This window comes from Paenibacillus sp. RUD330, assembly GCF_002243345.2.
Classification (GTDB): Bacteria; Bacillota; Bacilli; order Paenibacillales; family Paenibacillaceae; genus Paenibacillus_O.
This window is the reverse complement of record NZ_CP022655.2, coordinates 3,193,913-3,208,197: the sequence shown is the minus strand read 5'-3', so window position 1 is coordinate 3,208,197 and position 14,285 is coordinate 3,193,913. Positions and strand designations below refer to the sequence as shown.

Annotated in this window: 13 protein-coding genes; 10 read left to right on the top strand and 3 right to left on the bottom strand. The window is 62.5% G+C overall.

Going from position 1 to position 14,285, the window contains the following annotated elements:
- The first annotated feature begins 9 nt into the window (after positions 1-9).
- The 5 genes from CIC07_RS14540 (at position 10) to CIC07_RS14520 (ending at position 6,618) form a co-directional block, all read left to right on the top strand.
- The gene (locus CIC07_RS14540; RefSeq protein ID WP_076355171.1) at positions 10-906 is read left to right on the top strand and encodes a carbohydrate ABC transporter permease; all 897 of its coding nucleotides are present in this window, start codon (positions 10-12) and stop codon (positions 904-906) included.
- A gap of 93 nt (positions 907-999) precedes the next feature.
- Entirely contained in the window at positions 1,000-2,661 is a 1,662-nt protein-coding gene (locus CIC07_RS14535) for an extracellular solute-binding protein (RefSeq protein WP_076355173.1), read from the top strand.
- 90 nt (positions 2,662-2,751) lie between these two features.
- Complete coding sequence (locus tag CIC07_RS14530; RefSeq protein WP_076355175.1) at positions 2,752-5,145, top strand: hypothetical protein; 2,394 nt, start codon at positions 2,752-2,754, stop codon at positions 5,143-5,145.
- Between the two features lie 139 nt (positions 5,146-5,284).
- On the top strand, positions 5,285-5,656 hold the full coding sequence (locus tag CIC07_RS14525; RefSeq protein ID WP_076355177.1) for an STAS/SEC14 domain-containing protein: 372 nt from the start codon (positions 5,285-5,287) through the stop codon (positions 5,654-5,656).
- Between the two features lie 368 nt (positions 5,657-6,024).
- Entirely contained in the window at positions 6,025-6,618 is a 594-nt protein-coding gene (locus CIC07_RS14520) for a YdeI/OmpD-associated family protein (protein ID WP_076355181.1), read from the top strand.
- 114 nt (positions 6,619-6,732) lie between these two features.
- Here CIC07_RS14520 and CIC07_RS14515 read toward each other — a convergent pair whose 3' ends face one another.
- Positions 6,733-7,641, bottom strand: coding sequence for a copper amine oxidase N-terminal domain-containing protein (locus CIC07_RS14515; RefSeq protein WP_076355183.1), 909 nt, complete (start codon positions 7,639-7,641; stop codon positions 6,733-6,735).
- A gap of 108 nt (positions 7,642-7,749) precedes the next feature.
- Entirely contained in the window at positions 7,750-9,675 is a 1,926-nt protein-coding gene (locus CIC07_RS14510) for a glycoside hydrolase family 13 protein (RefSeq protein WP_076355185.1), read from the bottom strand.
- 352 nt (positions 9,676-10,027) lie between these two features.
- Here CIC07_RS14510 and CIC07_RS14505 point away from each other — a divergent pair, with 352 nt between their 5' ends.
- Together CIC07_RS14505 and CIC07_RS14500 are read left to right on the top strand one after the other, a co-directional pair.
- A complete protein-coding gene (locus tag CIC07_RS14505; RefSeq protein ID WP_076355187.1) occupies positions 10,028-11,281 on the top strand; it encodes a DNA polymerase IV in 1,254 nt (417 codons plus the stop codon).
- Complete coding sequence (locus CIC07_RS14500; protein ID WP_076355189.1) at positions 11,278-11,754, top strand: YhjD family protein; 477 nt, start codon at positions 11,278-11,280, stop codon at positions 11,752-11,754. The genes CIC07_RS14505 and CIC07_RS14500 overlap by 4 nt, the downstream gene beginning before the upstream one ends.
- 140 nt (positions 11,755-11,894) lie before the next feature.
- Here the strand turns inward: CIC07_RS14500 and CIC07_RS14495 are convergent, their stop codons facing one another.
- Positions 11,895-12,821: a zinc-dependent alcohol dehydrogenase family protein gene (locus CIC07_RS14495; RefSeq protein ID WP_327205366.1), complete on the bottom strand. Its 927-nt coding sequence runs from the start codon at positions 12,819-12,821 to the stop codon at positions 11,895-11,897.
- 171 nt (positions 12,822-12,992) lie between these two features.
- Here CIC07_RS14495 and CIC07_RS25865 point away from each other — a divergent pair, with 171 nt between their 5' ends.
- The 3 genes from CIC07_RS25865 to CIC07_RS14485 all read left to right on the top strand — a co-directional run bounded on the left by CIC07_RS25865 (position 12,993) and on the right by CIC07_RS14485 (position 14,234).
- Complete coding sequence (locus tag CIC07_RS25865) at positions 12,993-13,310, top strand: hypothetical protein (protein WP_481855864.1); 318 nt, start codon at positions 12,993-12,995, stop codon at positions 13,308-13,310.
- Complete coding sequence (locus CIC07_RS25860; RefSeq protein ID WP_442953334.1) at positions 13,294-13,482, top strand: hypothetical protein; 189 nt, start codon at positions 13,294-13,296, stop codon at positions 13,480-13,482. Before CIC07_RS25865 ends, CIC07_RS25860 begins: the two co-directional genes overlap by 17 nt.
- Before the next feature lie 113 nt (positions 13,483-13,595).
- Positions 13,596-14,234 carry a pyroglutamyl-peptidase I gene (locus CIC07_RS14485; RefSeq protein WP_076355193.1) on the top strand — a complete coding sequence of 213 codons (639 nt, stop codon included), beginning with the start codon at positions 13,596-13,598 and terminating at the stop codon, positions 14,232-14,234.
- Positions 14,235-14,285 lie beyond the last annotated feature (51 nt).

Below are 14,285 nucleotides of genomic sequence, written 5' to 3'. Positions count from 1 at the left end.
CCGCTCAACATGGGAAGGCGCAAATTCTCCCTCTTCAGCGTGTTCAACTACACCGTCCTGACGCTGTTCGGGCTGTCGATGATCTACCCGTTCATCTATATTCTCGTCTACTCGCTGAACGACGGCAAAGATTCCATGATGGGGGCGCTCTACTTCTACCCCCGCCAGTTCACGCTCGACAACTACGCGCAGATCTTCGACAACGCCAAGATCTGGCAGGCCTACAAGATCACGCTGCTGCGGACGCTGCTCGGCACGTTCCTGCATGTGACGCTGTGCACGCTGATGGCCTACGCGCTCTCCAAGAAGACGCTGCCCGGCCGGACGTTCTTCACCTTCTATATTTTCCTGCCGACGATCTTCAGCGCGGGCTTCATCCCCTACTTCATCACGCTCCAGAAGCTCCATCTCATCAACAGCTTCTGGGTCTACGTCATTCCGATGCTGTTCAGCTTCTTCCACATCGTCATCATCCGCACGTTCCTGCAAGGAATTCCGGAGGAGCTGGAGGAGTCGGCCCGCATCGACGGCTACGGCGACTTCCAGATCTTCCTGAGGATCATTCTCCCTCTGTCGGGACCGGTGCTGGCGACGATCTCGCTCTTCATCGGCGTCTCCCACTGGAACGACTGGTTCAGCGGGGCCTACTACGTCTCCGACAAGAGCCTCATTCCCGTCCAGACGCTGCTTCAGCAGATGCTCACCGAAGCGGAAGCGCTGTCGTCCTCCATGCAGCGGGCGGCCCAGCAGGGCGGCCAGACGATGAACGTCAACGTGGCGGGAGCGACGCCGGAATCGCTGCGGATGGCGCTGCTGGTCATCACCGTGTTCCCGATCCTGTGCATCTATCCGTTTCTGCAGAAATACTTCGTCAAGGGCGTCATGATGGGCTCGGTCAAAGGCTAGGGTAAACGTCCCGCAGCCGGCGGATCGGGCTCAAGCCGGCCGGCCGGGAAGGGACTTTATCATATACCACTTACGAATATCGGAGGGGTTACCATGAGGAACAAGCGGACGAAGGCTGCGGCGGCGCTGCTAGCGGCGGCGGTGATGGGCGGCACGCTCATCGGCTGCAGCAACGGCGGAGGCAACGATGCGGCAGCGGGCAATGGCGGCGGGGACGGCGGCTCGGGCAAGGAAGTGACGCTGAAGATTTTGCACAACTGGAACGGATCCGGCACCGGGGATGTCGATCCGACGCCCGTCGCCAAGGCGATCGAGGAGAAGACCGGCGTCAAGGTGAAGATGGATTACACCAAAGGCAGCGAGGTCGAGAAGGTGAACCAGATCTTCGCGACGCAGGATCTGCCGGACATCTACACGGGACCGGCCTGGGGCGGGGAGCTGGACGGCATCATCAAGGCGGCCAATGAGGACCAGCTCGTCGACATCTCCGGCAAGCTGGGCAACTACCCGAACCTCGCCAAGGCGATCGCCAAGGAGAACGTGCCGCCCGCCCTGTACGACAAGGCGATCGGAGCATTCGGCGACAAGAAGTACATGATGTACCAGAACCAGCCTTCGACCGACAAGGACGCCATGGACTGGCTGTACGGCTTCTACGTGCGCAAGGACATCGCCGAGAAGGTCGGCATCGATCCGCAGTCGGTCAAGACGAAGGACGACATGTACAATTTCCTCAAGAAAATCAAGGATGCGGGACTGAAGGAGAACGGAATGCCGGTCATCCCGCTCGGCGGCTTCCACAGCGGCTGGGCCGTCGGCATCGGCAGCACGATGTTCTACGGCTCCGATTACGTCGACAAGGGCGACGGCACGCTTGAGCATGTGTTCTTCACCAAGCCTTACGAGGATTACACGCTGTACTACCGCAAGCTCATCTCCGAGGGGCTGCTCGATCCGGAGGCGTTCACGCAGACCGACCCGATCGCCAACGAGAAGATCAAGCAAGGGCGCATCGCCGTCCTGGCCGCGCATCTGCCCGCGATCATCGACGCCTCCAAGGATTATGTGAAAGCGCATCCGGGAACCGACTATGTCCCGGTAGGCCCGCTGGAGCGGGCCGGCGCCGAGCCGGATCGTCCGGTCGATCTGGGCATCCAGGGCAACAACGTGACCGTCATCACCAAGGCATGCAAAAACGTCGACGCCGCGCTGAAGCTGCTTGACTTCCTCGCCTCGGACGAAGGCTTCAGGCTGGTCCATTACGGCGTGGAAGGGGTCCATTACGACATGGTGGACGGCAAGCCCGTCGCCAAGCCGGACTACTTCGACAAGTTCGCCGGCGACACGACGGGCAAGGCCAAGAAGAACGAAGGCTTCGCCATCGGCTACGAGGACATGACCGGCCAGGACCGCACGAACACTCTCGGAGGCGACATCTGGGCGGATCAGGACCGGATCTCCAAGATGGACAATGCGCGCAAGATTTTGCGTCCGAACGGCATCTCGGTCATCTCGGCCTACAACCCGGGAGACGTCATGGCCAAGTCGCCTCAGTGGGAGGCGCTCAAGCCGTCCATGGATCAGATCGGGGACGTGTGGAAGGAAGCGATCTTCACCAAGTCCGACGACGCGGCGCTCAAGGTCATCGGCGCGCTGCGCGACCAGCTGAACAAGACCGGCTATCCGGAGGCGATCAAGTACGTGAACGACAACCTCAAGGGCAAGGAAGTCGTCAAGCTGGCGATGCCGAACTGACGCTGGTCCGCAAGGCTGCGGGGAGGCCGGAGCCGCAAGGGGAAGGCTGCGGGCGAGCTTGAGACCGAACGGGAAAGGGGACGGACGCATTTGAACCGGAACGGGCAGGAAAGGCAGGAATGGACGGGATTCCAGGAATCCCGTCCCTACGGGCCGAAGTACGATCTGCGCACCGATTTCGTCATGGTGTACGGCATCTCGGAGGATCTGCCGCGGCGGATCGAAGGGTGGAAAAAAGCCGGCTACAGGATCCATCTCATGACCGGCGTCTCTTGGGGAGAGTACCAGGATTATCTGTACGGCCGCTTCGACGGCCGGGAGCATTGGGATGAAGCGCAGACGGAGCGCTCCGGCGGCCATCTGCTGCATGGCAAGGATGTGCCGTACATGGTGCCGACGATCTCTTTCGCCGACTACCTGGCCGCGCATATCAGGAAGGCGATCGACTGCGGCGTCGAGGCGATTCATCTGGAGGAGCCGGAGTTCTGGGCGCAGGCGGGCTACGAGGGAGCGTTCAAGCGGGAGTGGCTGAACCATTACGGAACGGAGTGGCAGGAGCCGCATTCCTCGCCGGATGCCCAGTACCGCGCCTCCAAGCTGAAGGCGGCGATGTATTACCGCGCTCTCGACCGGATCTGCAGCGAGATGAAGGAATACTCCCTCGTCGCCTACGGACGGCGGGTCCGGTTCTACGTGCCGACGCACAGCCTGATCAACTACACGCAGTGGCGGATCGTCAGTCCCGAGGCGCTGCTCGTCTCGATGCCGTCCTGCGACGGCTTCATCGCCCAGATCTGGACCGGAACGGCGCGCACGGCCAACGTCTACAAGGGAGTCCGCCGCGAGCGGACTTTCGAGACGGCGTATCTGGAGTACGGCATCATGCAGGAGCTTACGCGCGGAACAGGGCGGGAGATGTGGTTCCTGCACGATCCGATCGAGGACAATCCGCGCTACAGCTGGAGCGACTACCGCCGCAACTATCGGGCGACGGTAACCGCCTCGCTGCTACATCCCGGAGTCAGCCGGTACGAGGTCTGTCCTTGGCCTTGGCGGGTGTTCGAGCTTCCCTACCCGACCGAGGACGGGAAGGGCAAGGAGACGATTCCCGGCGGGTACGCCACCGTTCTGCTGACGGTCATGAACGCGCTGCGCGACATGCACAACCACAACGAGGTTTCCGGGGCCGACGGGGAATGGGCTGCCCGGACGGGAGGCATCGGGCTCTGCCTCGCCAACTCGGCCATGTACCAGCGCGGAGACGTTCTGGCGGAGGGGGAGGAGGAAGAGGGCTTCAATTATGACGGCACCGCAGCGGCAGACGGCCTGACGGAGCGGCAGCAGGAGCTGCTCGACTGGTCGGCGTTCTACGGGCTGGCGCTGCCGCCGGTGAAGAAGGGCATTCCTCTCCGTCCTGTCCAGCTGGACAATATGCTGACCTTCCCCGGTTATCTGGAGGGCTACCGCGTGCTGCTGCTGAGCTATGAATTCATGAAGCCGGAGCATCCCGGCATCCATCAGGCGCTTGGCCAGTGGGTGCGCGAGGGCGGCGTGCTGATCTACGCCGGCGACGGCTCGGATCCCTATCACGGCGTCAGGGAATGGTGGAACCGCGGCGCAGGCAGCCGGGTATATGAGCGTCCGGAGGAGCATCTGTTCGAATCGATGGGGCTCGGACGAGACCCGGAGGAAGGCGAGCATGCCGTGGGGGACGGAGCGGTCCTGCATCTGAACCGCCATCCGGCCGAGCTGTCCCGTTCTCCGGAAGGCGCAGAGAAGGTGCTCGCCTTGATCCGGCGCGCGCTGGAGCTGCGCGGAGAAGCGGATGCGTACAGGGAAAGCGGCGTTCTGCGCATCCAGCGCGGCCCGTATGTGATCGCGCATGCGCTGGACGAAGCGGAGACAACGGAAACAACGGAAACAACGGAAACGGCTGCCGTCTTCGCGACGGAGAAGAAGGCCGCGCAGACGGTGCTTCAAGGCGGCTTCATCGATCTGTTCGAGGCCGACCTGCCCGTTCTGCGGCGGGTCGAGCTGGCGCCGGGCGAGGATTGCCTGCTCTATGACTTGAGCTATGCCGGAACATGCGCCGAAGCTTCTGCGGGCTCTGCGCCGGAGGGAGGGAGCCGTGAGGCCGGAGAGGCCGGCGGCTGCGGGGCGGCACTGCTCGTCAGCTCGTCGCGCATCCGGGACGAGCGCCGGGAAGGCTCCTGCTTCTCCTATGTGTCGGAGTCGCCGGCCGGCATCCTGGTGAGCACAAGGCTGCGGGTCCCTTCCAGCCCGGCCCGGGTTTCGGCTGAGCCGGCCGATGCCGGAGCGTCCGGGGAAACATCCGGCTCCTCCGCGGGCTTATCCGGCCGGGATGCGGCCGTAGAGGCCGATGAGCTTTCCGTGGAGACCGTGTTCGATTCGGCATCGTCGACGCTGCTTCTGCGGCATCCCGGCCGTCCGTCCGGCGTCCGGATCACGATGGAATGGGTTTGATGAATAAGGAGAAGCCGCCTTTCCCCGGGAAGGCGGCTTTCGTTTTTTTTAATTCTCTAGGCAAAAAGACCTAAGAATTTGAGCCGGATCTTCCGTTAATAAAGAAGTCGGTAGAGTAAATTCATTCAAGAGGTGGATTATGAGTTCCGTCAAAATCATTCATAAGGCCAAGCGTATTCTGGAAATCGTCTGGGACGGCAATGTGGCTCCCGAAGAAGTCGACGCCATCAATTCCCAGCTGCTGCAAATGGTGAAGGACGAGGGGATGGACGATTTCAGCCTTATCGTCGACATGCGGGAGATGAAGGCCTTCAATCCAGCGGCACGGGAGCGGCTGGTGGAGCATCAGCGCGACATCAAGGCTGCGGGCTTGAGCGCGGCTGCTGTTGTCGTCGCCAGCAAGATCAGCGAGCTTCAGCTGCGCCGCACGGCTGCCGAATCCCAGCACTCGACCGAAACGCATTGGTCCTCCTATGAAGAGGCGCTTCAATATTTGACTGAAAAAGCCTGATCGACGGGAAAGGCGAAGCGGCCCTTGCGGAGATCCAGTCTTGAATCGGCGGATGGCGAAGAAGAAATATCCGAACCAGGCCCGTTCGCTCCGTGGAGCGCTCGGGCCTGGTTTTTTATTCCTGGCCGAGACGGAAGGCGCTGGCCGCATCGCCCGGCGGCGGTGTGCGTCCATCCTCAGCGGCGCGGGAGCGGAAGGCTGCGCCGCCTATCCTGCTGGAAAATTTTATGGCATGATAGGGCTGGAGGGGATTCTGTGAAAGCAAGAGCGGCCTGGACGGCTCCCGTTCCCCAGAGACGGCCGTGAAGAGATGGCTGCGGGACGTTTGGATTGACATTCGATTACGACTTGGAAAAGGAGGGGCAGGCATGCCGAAACCAAACGGACCAGGAAAGCCGATCCTGACGTTCGCCGATGCGGCTCGATTCGACGCCTGGCTGGAAGAGTTCCACGGGGATTCGTCCGGAATCAGGCTGAGGATCGCCAAAAAAGGAGCCGCGGACCATTCGATTGCTTACGAGGCGGCTCTGGAATGCGCCTTGCGCTGGGGGTGGATCGACAGCCGCAAGGAGAAGGCGGACGAGGACAGCTGGCTGCAGCATTTCACGCCGCGCCGCTCCGGGAGCGTCTGGTCGCGGATCAACCGCGACAAGGCGGAGCGGCTCATCGCCGAAGGGCGGATGCAGCCGCCCGGCCTGGAGGCGGTCGACGAAGCCCGCCGCAGCGGCTCATGGGACAAGGCTTACGACAGCCAGAGCGGCATGGAGCTGCCGGAGGATTTCGCGGCGGAGCTGGAGCGGCGGCCCGCGGCCCGGGATTTTTTCGCCGGGCTGGACAGCCGGAACCGGTATGGAATGCTGTATCGCGTCCATCAGGCCAAAAAGCCGGAGACGCGCGCGGCCCGTATCCTCGCGTTTGCCGACATGCTTGAGCGCGGGGAACGGATCTATCCCAAGAAGTGATAACCAGCTGGATTTCCCGGGCGCTGGAGGCTTTCCTCGGCGGCCTGGCCGAAAAGTGAAAAGAGCGCCGTCCCTTCCGAAGGAGGGACACGCTCTTTTTTTGCTTGCGAAGAGTTATTTTCCGTCGGTGCGCTTTTCCCCGTCAATCGGGACGATGAGCTTGTTCTTGTACTCCGGATGGCTGGCGCGCTCGATGGCGTCGAGCTCCTTGGCGTCGCCATTGGAATCGATGGAGCCGTAATACATATAACCGGCCATGACATTGTCCGTGAAATAGTAGCCGGGAGCGATGCTTTTCGGCTTGGTTCCCTTTTCCTTGGGCGGCTGGCCGTAGATCTCGCTCCTCTGATAGACGGTCTGAGCGATTCCATCCGCGTCGATGACAACCGAGGAGAGCAGCTGCTTGTACACCATCTCGTAGCGCAGAGCCTCGCCTGCCGGGAAGCTGTAGGTGACGGAGAAGCCCTCGCCCTCCGCAGCCAGCGGGTCCTTCAGCGAGAGGGCTTTAAGGGCGATCGCAGCCTGGCGGGCCGCGGCGAGATCGCCGCCCATGAGCGCGTCGTACTTCCTTTGCCCGTTCGGCGTCCGGACGATGGTGCGGCTCTTGGCGCTGTCGTAGGCGACATAAGCCCCCATGCTCTCGCTTACGAACCGGACCGGCACATAGGTTTTGCCGTCCCGGATGACGATGGAGACGTCGAGCGGAACCGGCTTGCCGTCGACGATTGCCGTCCTGGAGCCCTCCTTCAGCTCGATGACCTTGCTGTTGTCCTTGCTGGCGGCCCGCACGGTGCGCGTCTTGGCATCGTACGAGTAGGTCAGCCAGTCCGGATCCTGGAGGGAGCGGAGCTGGAGCAGCATGCGCCCGCCCAAGCTGAGGGCGGACGGTTGGGCCTGCCCGTCGATGAAGAGGAGAGGGGCGGGAGCCGCCGCTTTCGCTTCGGCCACGCCGCTGCCCGGCAGGACCGCTCCCGCGATCAGCGCCGCAGCCGCTGCGGCTTTCATGGCTTTGACAGCTTTCATTTGGTTTCCCTCGCTTTCGAATGAGTGTCCGTATAACGGACGGGAATGAAAGGGAAATGTTTCAAAAAAGAATGATCCCGCGCCGGAGCCGGAGGAGAAGCCCGCTCCTCAACCGGCCTCCGCCGCCTCGAGGACGACAAAGCCGTAGGGCGGAAGCTCGACGGCAAGCAGGCCGTCGGCTTCCGTCCGGATGGAACCGCGTTCCTCGAAGCTGGAGAGGAGCGTCCTCCAAGCGGGATTCCGCCCGGCGGAATCCGTCCCGGACGGAGCGGCCGGGAGCGTCGGCGAGGCGGCTTCAGGGCGGACGGCTTGTCCGGGCGAAGGGCTGGAGGACGCGGATTCGCCCGGCTCGCCGAACCCGCGGAAGGAGAGGGGCTGAGCGGCATCGCTGCCGTGCGGAGGCGCCGCGCCGAACCGCAGGCTCGCCGTCTCGCCGCGGGCGTTCATCGCGATGAGCAGGCGCTGTCCGCCGCCCGCGCGCTCGTAGGCGAGAGCGCCTTCGCCCGGATCCGCCTGCAGGAAGCGGAGTCCGGCGCTCCGCAGCGCGGGAGAGGAGCGGCGCAGGGCGATGGCGGCCTTGTAAAAGGCGAGCAGGTCGGCGTTCTGCCGGCCGGCATCCCATTCCATGCATTTGCGGCAGCCGGGATCCCCGTCGCCGTCGAGGCCGACCTCGTCGCCGTAGTAGATGCAGGGCGCCCCGGGATAAGCGAGCAGGAACAGGGCGGCCAGCTTCATCCTGGGGACGCTGCCGCCGCATATCGTCAGCAGGCGCGGCGTGTCGTGGCTGCCGAGCAGATTGAACGCCGCCTCGGTCGCCTGGCGCGGGTAGGCGGCCAGCTGGCGGCCGATCGCATCGGCGAATTCGCCGGCGCCGATGTCCTCCTGGGCGAAGAATTCCAGCACGGCGCTGGAAAACGGGTAGTTCATGACGGCGTCGAACTGGTCGCCCTGCAGCCACATCATGGAATCATGCCAGATTTCGCCGAGAATGTACGCATCGGGTCTGGCCTCCTTGACGGCCAGGCGGAATTCGCGCCAGAACCGGTGATCGACCTCGTTGGCCACGTCCAGGCGCCAGCCGTCGATGCCGATCTCCTCGATCCAGTACCGAGCGACCTCCAGCAGGTACTTCCTGACCTCGGGATGAGCCGTGTTCAGCTTGGGCATGAGCGGCTCGAAAGCGTAGGTCTCGTAGGGGGAGGAGCCGCCGCTGCCGCTCGGCCATGGACGCCTGTGGAACCACCCGGCATAACGGGAGCGTTCCCCGTTCTCCAGCGCATCCGCGAACGGCGCGAACGATTGCCCGCAATGGTTGAAGACGGCGTCCAGCAGCACGCGTATCCCTCGCGCATGGCAGAGGTCCACGAGCTCCTTCAGCTTGGCGTTGGTGCCGAAGCTGCGGTCGACCCGCATGTAATCCTGCGTGTCGTACTTATGGTTGGTCTCGGCCTCGAACACGGGCGTGAAATAAATCGCGTTCACGCCGAGCTCCGTCAGATGGTCCAGCCGGTCCATCACTCCCTGGAGGTCTCCTCCGAAAAAGCTTTCCTCGGAAGGCTCCCCTCCCCAGGGCAGCGTTCCTTCCGGATCGAGGGACGGGTCGCCGTTCGCGAACCGTTCGGGGAAGATCTGATAGAATACCGCGTCCTTCACCCAGGCGGGGGGCTCGAACACATCCGCGGCGTTCAAATAGGGGAACTCGAACAGCGCCGGCGGATTGTCGGGAAGCTCCTCGACGAAGCCTGCTTCGGTCATATAGAGCGTCTGCCCGCCGGAATGGAGCCTGAAGGCGTAGCGGAGGCGGCGGAAGGCGGGGATGACCGCCGCCTCCCAGTAATCGAACATGGCGTCGCTGGCGAACACGCGCAGCTCGATGTCCGTTGCGGTCTGCTCCCATCCGTACTTGTCGCCGGCTACCGCCTGCACCCGGTCGATGTCGCCGCGCTTCGTGCGCAGGCGCAGATGCACTGTCTCCGTGTCATACGCATAGGCCCAATTCAGCTTGGGCCGGTGATAGACCGCTTCCCGCAGCATCGTCATCTCTCCTTGATCATCTGGTTGCGCCGGAGGCCGGCCCCGATCGGCGGCGGCCATCCGGCTTCAGACATAAAATACCATCCTGCTCCGCCTTCCAAACAAGGGAGAGGGCCGCGCCTCCGGCAAGCGGAAGCGCGAGTCCGGAGCGTCCGGCAGCCTCCGCCTCAAGGCCGCCGGACGTCGTCCTCCCAGCCGCGGCGCGGCTTCGGCGGCTGGATGATTTTTCTCCTTGCATAGGGAACATACATTCGGTATATAATACGTCTAGAGCAAGATGCGAACATACATTCGATCGGCAGGGAGAGGGGAAGTCTCCGCGAGCCCGCTCCCGCAGAACAGGAGGTGCCCGGTGGAGAGAGTGATCATGCTGGCAGACTGCCAGTCGTTCTACGCTTCGGTAGAGAAGGCGGCGCATCCCGAATATCACGACAAGCCGGTTGCCGTGGGCGACCCGTCCCGGATGAACGGCATCGTGCTGGCCGCCTGCCCGATGGCCAAGGCCCGCGGCGTGACGACGGCCTCGCGGGTCGGCGAGGCGCTGGCCCACTGCCCGGAGCTGGTCGTCATCCGGCCGCGGATGGCCATGTATATCGAAGTGTCCCTGTTCATCACGAAGATATTCGAGACGTACACCGATCTCGTGGAGCCTTACAGCATCGACGAGCAGTTCCTCGACGTGACCGGCTCGGCAGGCTACTACGGCTCGCCGGACGAGATGGCGCGCAATATCCAGAACCATATCCAGCTGTCCACGGGCATCTGGTCGAGGGTCGGCATCGGCCCCACCAAGATCCTCGCCAAGATGGCGACGGACAATTACGCCAAGAAAAGCCCGGAGGGCGTCTTCGAGCTGAACCCCGGCAAGCTGGAGTCGACGCTGTGGACGCTGCCCGTGCACCAGATGTTCATGGTGGCCTCGCGGATGACGCGGCATTTCACGCGGATGGGGCTGAATACGATCGGGGACATCGCGCGGCTGGACTTCTCCGAGTTCAAGCGGCGGATGCGGCTGGAGATGGGCAAGCAGAGCGACATCCAGGCGGGCTATTACTGGCAGACGGCGAGAGGGATCGATCCCAGCCCGGTCGTGACCGGCATCCGCCATCAGCTCAAGTCGGTCAGCCACGGCAAGGCGCTGCGCTGGCGGCTGTACCGCCATCTGCCGGACATCGAGGTCGTGCTGCTGGAGCTCGTCGTGGAGGTATGCCAGCGCACGAGGCGGCATGGCTGCATGGGCTCGGTCGTCTCGGTCGCCGCCATGGAGACCGACGGCGAGCGCTCGTCCTGGTTCAGCCGCCAGCTGACGCTGCCCCAGCCGACCTCGCTGACGCATGAGGTCGCCGCGGCGGTGCGGGAGCTGTTCGTCCGGCATTGGAGCGGCCTGCCGGTGGGCCGGCTGAACATCTCCCTGTCCGGACTGACGGATGACAGCGTCATGCAGCTGACGCTGTTCGAGGACCGCACCCGGGCGTACAGCAAGGAGAAGACGATCGACCGGATCAAGCAGCGGTTCGGATCCGATGCCATCATGCGGGCTTCCTCGCTGCTGGAATCGGGCGTGGCCCGCGAGCGGGCCGAACAAATTGGGGGGCATTACAAATGAGCAAGCTGGACGGCAACGAGCGCTGGAAGTCCAAGATGCTGCTGACAGAGCATGTGGAGCAGTACGACGGGCAGCATTCCGCCCGGGAGGCCAAGGTGACGACGGCGGAGGAGCGCGTCATGATCCGGGATTACATCCTGCTGCCCCATATGGAGAAGATGGTCCAGAAAAGCCTGTCCGAGCTCGAGAACTCGTCCAATCTGATGCGGCGCCTGTACGGGATGGCGGGCCATCGGGTGCTGGACCGGATCATGCAGGACCTGTACGCCCTGCGGCGGGAGCTCAAGGCGCGCAACATCCGCATCCTCGCGGAGGAGCAGTCGAACTCGGTCGTGTACCACCGCTATTACTGCCGGGGCTACGAGGAGCATTTCGGCATGACGCGGGAGGTCATGCGCTCGGAGATCAGCTGGCAGCTGTCCCGTTACACGACGGAGATCGGCGAGCTGCTGAAGGGCGGAGCGGGGAAGTGAAGCCGAATGAGGCGCGACAAAGCAAGGAGCCGTTTGCCCGGGGCAGACGGCTCCTTTGTTGCGTCAGGGTGTGCGCTCACTTCGCTTCGATCGGGATTGCACACCCTGGCCTGTTGAGCTGATCCGCGGAATGGATTCCATCATGTCAGCAGCAGTTTCCCTTGCCGTCCCGATCGTTCGGCTGCCTGCACCGCTTTTGCAATCTCGGCCAAAGGATACCTCGCTTCAATATTTCCCAGGACGAGCTGCTTTTGACGAAGCAATGCGAAAATTTGCAGGAAGGAGTGTTGCCATTCCTCGACGGAGATCCCTTGCAGCCAATGCCGCAGATGAAACAGTTTCGATCGGACATCAAGCTCCATCGCGATTCGCTTCCAATCCACTTGCAGCCCTGACAGCAGCCCGATGGACACAAAAAGGCCGCCCCGCCGGACAGCGCGCGCAAGATCATAGCCTTCTCCTCCGCCGACGGAATCGATCGCGGCCGCGACGCCCCGCCCCATCGTTATGTCCATCACCGTGTCATAGACTCCGCTCTCCGAACCGTCGACCACATGCCGCGCTCCTAATTGCAGCAGTTCTTGCGTAGAGTCCGAGCTCCGCACGACGGCGATGAGCCTGTATCCGAAAACAGCCGACAATTGGGCGAAAATCCGTCCGATCGCAGAGCTGCACGCATTGACGAGCAAGAAGGAATCCGGGGAGCGCTCCAGAAGCTCCTTGCAAATGATCCATGCCGTGAGAGGATTGATGTAGGATCGGGAAGCATCATCATCCGGGATGAAATGGGGGACCTCGACAGACAAGGAGGAAGAAGCCTTTACGTATTGCTGCCAGGTCCCTTCTCCCCGAAGGGGCAATACACGCTTGCCCAGCATGGATTTCTGCACTCTGCTGCCAACCGCGATGACGGATCCCACGCCCTCATAGCCCGGTATGCACGGCAGCGGGATACGGTGCCGGTAAGCGCCGCGGATCGGGATCAAGTCCGACGGATTGATCGGGCGGGCGATCATCTCCACCAGAATCTCATCCGGCTCCAGGCGGGCAGCGGTCCGCTGTTCCACGGCCAAGACGTCCTGCGGTTCGCCGAATGCATGAAAACAAATGCTTTGTCCTTCCATAGGCCCCATCCTTTGTGCTTTTTCATCAAACCGATACCATAAACATTGGGATCTAGTGTATCATGAAGCCGGCTGCAATACGTGTACTTTGTGAAAAGCGGGAGGCGAAATGGCGTGGCTCAGGATGAGGAAGTGTTAAAAGGCGGCAATATCAATCACATTGTCCGCATGGCGGACACCGTACGCCGCCCGACCGGCTATTGGAGTCCTTCTGTCCATCGGCTTCTGAGACAGCTGGAGCAACGAGGGTTCGAGGGAGCGCCAAGATTTCTGGGAATCGATTCCTCCGATCGTGAAATATTGACCTTTGCTTCTGGAGAGGTTCCAGGAAACGGCTATCCCGACCTTCAGCCGTACATGTGGTCGGACGAAAGGACGCCGCCGCAGAATTCGGCTGTTTTTCGAATCCTATGGAATGCCTGTACCCGATGATTTGCCGAAGTGGATCGTTCAGCGCCTGACGGCACTATGCGAGACATTGAAGACCGGTGCCGCCGAAGGGAATCCAGCCTTTCAAAAAATGGTCGATGAGGGACATCTGGCGCATGATGAGAACGAAATTCGCTTTGTGGAAGATCATGCTGAAGGCTGGATCAGGAATTAGCGGCCGAAGAGCGCATCCTATCGGGCATGCGCGGGGCGGCTATGTGAGGCCGTGCGGGTTCCCTGCGGAGCCGGCATGTCTTACTATGGAAAAGAAAAGGAGAGTGGGCGCATATGATCAAGGTGCTGGTATCCGGCTTCGAGCCGTTCGGAGGCGACGACGTCAATCCGACCGGCTGGCTGATGGAGAAGCTGAAGGAGGAGCGTCTCGAGGGCGTGGAGCTTCGCACGGTGCTGCTTCCGGTTCATTTCGACGAATGCGGCGACCGGCTCATCGGAGAGATGGACGCGTTCAAGCCTCATGCCGTCATCGCATGCGGACTGGCCAAGGGCCGCACGGCCATTACGCCGGAGCGGATCGCCGTGAACGTCAAGGATGTCCCGGTCCGTTCGCATGGCGACAACCGGGGCGCCCGGCCTTCCGACGAGCCGATTGCCGAGGAGGGGCCGGACGGACTGTTCTCCACGCTGCCGGTGCGCGCCATGACGCAGCGTCTGGCGGAGCTCGGCATCCCCTGCGAAATTTCCAATACAGCCGGAACCTACATATGCAACAACACGATGTACCGGGCGCTCCATCACATCCGCAGCCTCGGACTTCCGGTCTTGGCCGGGTTCGTGCATTTTCCCGCCTCGGCGGAGATGGCGGCCGCGCAGCCTTCGGTCCCGTTCATGCCGCAGGAGATGATGCTGCAGGGGCTGACGGCGATGATCGGGGTCGTAGCGAATTTGCGGCAGAAGGAAGGAAGCTGAAAAACGGCATCCCGATTGAAGCCGGCAGCCCGCCAGGAGGGCGGACGGATA

Coding starts and splice junctions, on each gene's coding strand:
- CIC07_RS14485 (WP_076355193.1), top strand. CDS start 13,596: ATGATCAAGGTGCTGGTATCCGGCTTCGAGCCGTTCGGAGGCGACGAC.
- CIC07_RS14515 (WP_076355183.1), bottom strand. CDS start 7,641: ATGAAAGCTGTCAAAGCCATGAAAGCCGCAGCGGCTGCGGCGCTGATC.
- CIC07_RS14510 (WP_076355185.1), bottom strand. CDS start 9,675: ATGCTGCGGGAAGCGGTCTATCACCGGCCCAAGCTGAATTGGGCCTAT.
- CIC07_RS25860 (WP_442953334.1), top strand. CDS start 13,294: ATGCCTGTACCCGATGATTTGCCGAAGTGGATCGTTCAGCGCCTGACG.
- CIC07_RS14500 (WP_076355189.1), top strand. CDS start 11,278: ATGAGCAAGCTGGACGGCAACGAGCGCTGGAAGTCCAAGATGCTGCTG.
- CIC07_RS14520 (WP_076355181.1), top strand. CDS start 6,025: ATGCCGAAACCAAACGGACCAGGAAAGCCGATCCTGACGTTCGCCGAT.
- CIC07_RS14540 (WP_076355171.1), top strand. CDS start 10: ATGGGAAGGCGCAAATTCTCCCTCTTCAGCGTGTTCAACTACACCGTC.
- CIC07_RS14535 (WP_076355173.1), top strand. CDS start 1,000: ATGAGGAACAAGCGGACGAAGGCTGCGGCGGCGCTGCTAGCGGCGGCG.
- CIC07_RS14525 (WP_076355177.1), top strand. CDS start 5,285: ATGAGTTCCGTCAAAATCATTCATAAGGCCAAGCGTATTCTGGAAATC.